Below are 750 nucleotides of genomic sequence, written 5' to 3'. Positions count from 1 at the left end.
TTTTATCCCACCCAACAATGAATATAATAATTTTGCCATTATGCCTGCAATCGATCATATCAATGCTTTAAAAGATATAATGAAAAATTATCCTCAATTTAAATCTTTACCTAAAATTTACGGGGGGGGGTCATACGGTGGCTTAGTGGCACTAATGTGTGCAAAAATAGCTCCTTGGTATGTAGATGGAGTGATAGATAATTCAGGTGCTGCATTGCCTCCGTTAAGATATATCATAGGAAGGGATTTAAATAAAGGTGATGCTATTTTAAACGAAGATGAGTTAAATAGTAAAGTTCATTGTTATGTGGAAACTTATTGGACACGCAAAAACCCAAACTCACCTTATTATTTTGCTGATGAAAATTATTTAATAAGAGCTTTACTTAATAAAGATCATTTGATCTTACAAGCTCAAAAGAATAAAAATATTATTTATACAAGTTATCATAGTGCTAAAGATGACTTAACTCCAGCTGATCATAAAATTTCTATGATAGAAATTTTAAAAGCCTTAAATTATGAAGTAGATTTTCATCTAATAGATGAAAAAGATATAGATGGTAAATTTATTAAAAATTTAACTCATGGCTGTGGAATTCCTGATAAGGCATTATTTAATAAAGAATTACCTATTATGCTTGAAAAATTAAAAGATAAAACATTTAGTATGAAAAAAGATAGTATATCTTATCCTTGTAAAAATAAAGTTTTTACCTTTAAAGATGAAAATGATAAATTTGTTTTAGA

At 27.7% G+C, this 750-nt stretch carries 1 protein-coding gene; it reads left to right on the top strand.

Annotated features, from left to right (window positions below; all coding sequences use genetic code 11):
- The coding region (locus L8Y18_RS08595; RefSeq protein WP_263676671.1) for a DUF2920 family protein at positions 1 to 750 on the top strand (750 nt) is incomplete at both ends.

This window comes from Campylobacter sp. CNRCH_2007_0968H (genome assembly GCF_025773245.1).
Classification (GTDB): Bacteria; Campylobacterota; Campylobacteria; order Campylobacterales; family Campylobacteraceae; genus Campylobacter_D; species Campylobacter_D lari_D.
This window is presented reverse-complemented; position numbering and strand designations above follow the sequence as displayed.